This window comes from Microcystis sp. M079S1 (assembly GCF_020246425.1).
Lineage (GTDB): Bacteria > Cyanobacteriota > Cyanobacteriia > Cyanobacteriales > Microcystaceae > Microcystis > Microcystis aeruginosa.
Genome location: NZ_JADBSZ010000125.1, coordinates 1 through 4,764, shown reverse-complemented (window position 1 = coordinate 4,764; position 4,764 = coordinate 1). Strand labels below are relative to the sequence as shown.

Genomic DNA, 4,764 nt, shown 5'->3' with positions numbered 1-4,764 from the left:
TGACTTCGTTTCTCAGGAATTGAGAGCGGCGGAAGACCCGGAATTTGAAACCTTCTACACTAAAAATATTCTGCTTAACGAAGGTCTGAGAGCTTGGATGGCTCCCCAAGACCAACCCCACGAAAACTTTATCTTCCCTGAGGAGGTTCTCCCGCGTGGTAACGCTCTCTAATATCCCTACCGCTAGTGGTCGTGACCAAAGTTCCACCGGCTTCGCTTGGTGGTCTGGTAACGCTCGTCTCATCAACCTCTCCGGTAAACTGCTCGGCGCTCACGTCGCCCACGCCGGTTTAATCGTTTTCTGGGCCGGGGCAATGACCCTGTTTGAAACCGCCCACTTTATCCCCGAAAAACCGATGTACGAACAGGGTTTAATCCTGCTCCCCCACTTAGCTACCCTCGGTTTTGGGGTCGGGCCGGGTGGTGAAGTAGTCGATACCTTCCCCTACTTCGTCGCTGGTGTTCTGCACTTAATTTCTTCGGCTGTACTCGGTTTTGGTGGTATCTACCACGCTATCCGCGGACCGGAAACCCTAGAGGAATACTCTAATTTCTTCGGTTACGACTGGAAAGACAAAAACCAAATGACCAACATCATCGGTTATCACCTGATTCTCTTGGGTTGTGGTGCGCTGTTGTTGGTATTTAAAGCCATGTTCTTTGGCGGTGTCTATGATACCTGGGCCCCTGGTGGCGGTGATGTCCGCATCATCACCAATCCTACCCTCAACCCCGCAGTTATCTTTGGTTATCTGACCAAAGCTCCTTTCGGTGGCGAAGGCTGGATTATCAGCGTCAACAACATGGAAGATATCATCGGCGGTCACATCTGGATTGGCTTAATCTGTATCGCTGGCGGTATCTGGCACATTCTCACCAAACCTTTTGCTTGGGCGCGTCGCGCTTTCATCTGGTCTGGAGAAGCCTATCTGTCCTACAGCTTGGGTGCTCTTTCCATGATGGGCTTTATCGCCGCCGTTTACGTTTGGTTTAACAACACCGCCTATCCCAGTGAATTCTACGGTCCGACCGGTATGGAAGCTTCCCAAGCTCAAGCTTTCACCTTCTTGGTGCGTGACCAACGCTTAGGTGCTAACGTCGCTTCTGCCCAAGGCCCCACTGGTCTAGGTAAATACCTGATGCGCTCTCCCACTGGCGAAATCATCTTCGGTGGTGAAACCATGCGTTTCTGGGATTTCCGCGGTCCCTGGTTAGAACCCCTCCGCGGTCCTAACGGTTTAGACCTCGACAAAATCAGAAATGACGTACAACCCTGGCAAGTCCGCCGCGCGGCTGAATACATGACCCACGCTCCTTTAGGTTCCTTGAACTCTGTAGGTGGCGTTATCACTGACGTTAACTCGTTTAACTATGTGTCTCCTCGCGCTTGGTTGGCTACCTCTCACTTCACTCTCGCCTTCTTCTTCCTGATTGGACACCTCTGGCACGCTGGACGCGCTCGCGCCGCCGCCGCCGGTTTCGAGAAAGGAATTGACCGCGAGACTGAACCCGCATTGGCAATGCCTGACCTCGACTAATTTCCCTTAGTTCGATGGCAGCGGCTCCCGTCTAGTTGGCGGGAGCCTTTTTGTTGTTAATTTGCATGAGTAGAAAACGGGTTTCTCCGAGAAACCCGTTTTCTGTGCGTTACTCAAGGGATTTAGTATCAGACGCAGCTAAAACACTCTCTAAAGCCGATAATAATTGTTGATTTTCTGCCGGTAAACGGACAGCGACCCGAAAATAATTGCTACCCAATTCGGGGAAACTGAGACAATCGCGGATGAAAATTCGATGATATTTTAATAAAGCTTCCTGTAGGGGTAAACAGGAAGATTGAGATTGTACTAAGAGGAAGTTAGCGGCACTGGTTTGGGGCTGTAATTGCGGAAAATTAGCTAATCCCTGCCATAAATCCTCACGGGCTGCTGTTAACCAATCCCAAGTTTGTTGTTGAAAATCTCTATCTTCAATTCCCGCAATAGCGGCAACCACAGCTAAATTATTCACTGACCAAGGATCGCGCCATCTTTGCCATTGTAACAGGCGATCGGGATGGGCGAGGACGTATCCTAGACGTAAACCGGGGAGACTGTAAAATTTAGTTAGGGAACGCACAATCACGAGATTGGGATATTCCGGCAAGAGAGATATTAAACTCTCCTGTTGTTGCGGGGGTAAAAAATCCATAAAAGCTTCATCCACTACCACCAAACCAAATTGCGATAGATAGGGACGAATGGCCGCCACCGTCCAGAGTTTCCCCGTGGGATTGTGGGGATTATTGAGTAATAAGCCTTGTTTTTCGGGATTAACCGGCTTTAAAGTGGTTAAATCTAGGGAATGTTTGCAGATGTTTCCACCAAAACTTTTTAAAGCCCGTTCGTAATCGTTAAAAGCGGGTGTTAGTACATAAACACTATCAAATGCTGCTAATTCCCGACCGGCCCAGGTTAATAACTCGGCCGCACCATTGCCGGGGAGAATCCAATCCGGCCCGATATCATGCCATTGGGCGAGGGCAGAACGCAACTGCCAATACCCGGGGTCAGGATAACGAGTCAGACTGGTTAAATGGCTTTTAATAGCGGTTAGGGCGCTTTCCGGCGGACCGAGGGGATTGATACTGGCAGAAAAATCGAGAATAGAGGAAACCGGACAGCCGGCAATGGCGGCCGCCCAGTCAAGATTACCACCATGTTTAGGTCTAGGCAAAAGACTTACAGCGATCCAAGCTCAACAGTAATTATTCCTTATCCGGGGCCACTCTGTCTTTAAACAGTTTACCCGCCGAGAAAGCTGGGACGCGAGTGGCCGGAATATCCATCTTATCGCCGGTTTTTGGGTTGCGTCCTTCCCTGGCCTGACGTTCCCGGGCCTCGAAGGAACCGAATCCTACTAGGGTTACTTTGTCCCCCTCAGAAACCGCTTCGATAATGGTTTCGATGGCGGCAGTGAGAACAGCATCTGCTTGTTTTTTAGTAACAGAGGCTTTGAGAGCGATTTGATCGATTAATTCACCTTTATTCATGCGCTAACTCCTTGTTTTGCGGTTTTTCTGAGTTTAGGGTGGTTGTCAGTAGTTTATGGTTCTCCTGTTGAGGACTCGCCAGGATCGAGATCACTAAATAATGCCTCAAATCCTCATTGGCTATATATTCCACTGCATTATTCTAAGCGGGAATTGTCTCGATCGGAATCGCTGAAACCTTTAATTTATCTAGATTTCCTCCTGATTCCCCGCCACGGGGGACACAAAAGGGAATAAGCGAGAGATTAACAGCGATATAAGCTAATAAAAAGAGATTAGCGGGCTAAATTGCCGATAAATATTCTCTAAAAGCGATAGGCATCCTAACTTCCCAAAAATCGTTCATCGGTTCTCTCAAAGATTTTTGACTAATTTTGCCCCTAGAAACGTTAAAAAAGTTTACCAAAGCAATTTCTGCCCAAAAATTAAGTTCGGGCCCAGGAGATATTCGCTAAAATTGGAACTTATGATCGTTAAAAATATTCAAAAAAGCAGGATTTAACTGGAAAGTTTGCTATCATTATCTATTCAGCGACAAACTCGCATGGTGATTTACTGCTATCCCCTAGCCGATCTAGGTCAAAGCTTAAGACGTTCTTTTATTGTGACTTTTTTGGCAGTAATCGCCATTCTTGGCGGTCTGATTCCCGAATTTTCTTGGACGACGGAGGTGGTTAGTTTCCAGTCTTCCGCTTATACTCAAGATTTTACGGCTGACCAAATTAAACGTTATGCGACCGCAGTTTTGTTGATCGAAACCGAAAGAAGACAAGCTTATCAGGCAATTTCGCAAATTTTAGGCAAAAGTCCCCCAGCAATTACCTGTAACCAACGGGAAAGCTTTAATAATCTTCCCGCTAATGCCCAAAGAATTGCCGTCGATTATTGTAATAACTCAAAAAAGATTGTCAAAGATAGTGGCCTGAATGCGACTGAATTTAACGCCATTACTAACCGGATTCGTACCGATGATAGCTTGAGACGACGGGTGCAAAATGAGATGATTCGTCTGCAACGGGAGAATAAATAGAAAAAGTTCCTCGGTTTTTCGGGTCAAGCTGGAGTCAGGGCTACAATTAAGAGTGTTTTTTCCCATTGACCACTACCATGTTAACTTTTACCGAGCGCTTACCACCCCGTCATACCGCTAGTCCACCTCCCCCAGAAACGGTAGTTTTTAGCCTTCTACTGACGGCCGAAGAACGCACCCGCAGCCGTTATCGTCTCGACAGTCCCGAAGGTTTCTCCCTCTGTTTTCGTTTACCCCGCGGCACGATTCTACAGGACCGCGATTTCCTGCGGGGGGAAAACGGCGAAATTATTCAAATTATTGCTAAACCAGAACCAGTTATCACTATTACCGCCCCTTCAACCGATTTACTCCTCAAAGCTGCCTATCACCTCGGTAATCGTCATGTAGCCCTAGAAATTAACCCCGATTACCTCCGTCTGGCCCCCGATTCTGTCCTACAAGCAATGTTAGAAGGTTTGGGATTAACTGTAAATGAAGAAATCGCCCCTTTTAACCCCGAAATCGGCGCTTATCAGCATTATCATGACCTGGAAGAGGCAAAAAAGGGATAGTTTCAAAAAGACCTCTTGCAGAAATCAAAAATCGTTGTTAGGGTTAGGAGTCAGTAGCCAGTAGTCAGTAGTCAGGAGAATTAAAAATGAGCATTAATCAATTAAATGGTCTATTTACAGATTTTATGCCATTTAATCCTTATTTTTGC

General features: G+C 47.2%; 6 protein-coding genes. 4 read left to right on the top strand and 2 right to left on the bottom strand.

Annotated elements, in window-relative coordinates:
* The coding region (locus tag IM456_RS08220; protein ID WP_271931852.1) for a photosystem II protein D2 at positions 1-172 on the top strand (172 nt) is incomplete at its 5' end.
* Positions 156-1,538, top strand: a complete 1,383-nt coding sequence (gene psbC / locus IM456_RS08215; RefSeq protein WP_002801320.1) for a photosystem II reaction center protein CP43 — start codon at positions 156-158, stop codon at positions 1,536-1,538. The genes IM456_RS08220 and psbC, both read left to right, overlap by 17 nt.
* 109 nt (positions 1,539-1,647) lie before the next feature.
* Here psbC and cobD read toward each other — a convergent pair whose 3' ends face one another.
* On the bottom strand, positions 1,648-2,715 hold the full coding sequence (gene cobD, locus IM456_RS08210; RefSeq protein WP_287691293.1) for a threonine-phosphate decarboxylase CobD: 1,068 nt from the start codon (positions 2,713-2,715) through the stop codon (positions 1,648-1,650).
* Between the two features lie 31 nt (positions 2,716-2,746).
* Complete coding sequence (gene hbs / locus IM456_RS08205) at positions 2,747-3,031, bottom strand: non-specific DNA-binding protein Hbs (protein WP_149986496.1); 285 nt, start codon at positions 3,029-3,031, stop codon at positions 2,747-2,749.
* 544 nt (positions 3,032-3,575) lie between these two features.
* Here hbs and IM456_RS08200 point away from each other — a divergent pair.
* Positions 3,576-4,061, top strand: a complete 486-nt coding sequence (locus IM456_RS08200) for a DUF4168 domain-containing protein (RefSeq protein ID WP_149986558.1) — start codon at positions 3,576-3,578, stop codon at positions 4,059-4,061.
* 77 nt (positions 4,062-4,138) lie between these two features.
* Positions 4,139-4,615, top strand: a complete 477-nt coding sequence (ureE, locus tag IM456_RS08195) for an urease accessory protein UreE (protein WP_287665004.1) — start codon at positions 4,139-4,141, stop codon at positions 4,613-4,615.
* Positions 4,616-4,764 lie beyond the last annotated feature (149 nt).

What these genes read in the sequence shown, in the direction of transcription:
- hbs (WP_149986496.1), bottom strand. Translation starts at nt 3,031, where the DNA reads ATGAATAAAGGTGAATTAATCGATCAAATCGCTCTCAAAGCCTCTGTT.
- IM456_RS08200 (WP_149986558.1), top strand. Translation starts at nt 3,576, where the DNA reads ATGGTGATTTACTGCTATCCCCTAGCCGATCTAGGTCAAAGCTTAAGA.
- ureE (WP_287665004.1), top strand. Translation starts at nt 4,139, where the DNA reads ATGTTAACTTTTACCGAGCGCTTACCACCCCGTCATACCGCTAGTCCA.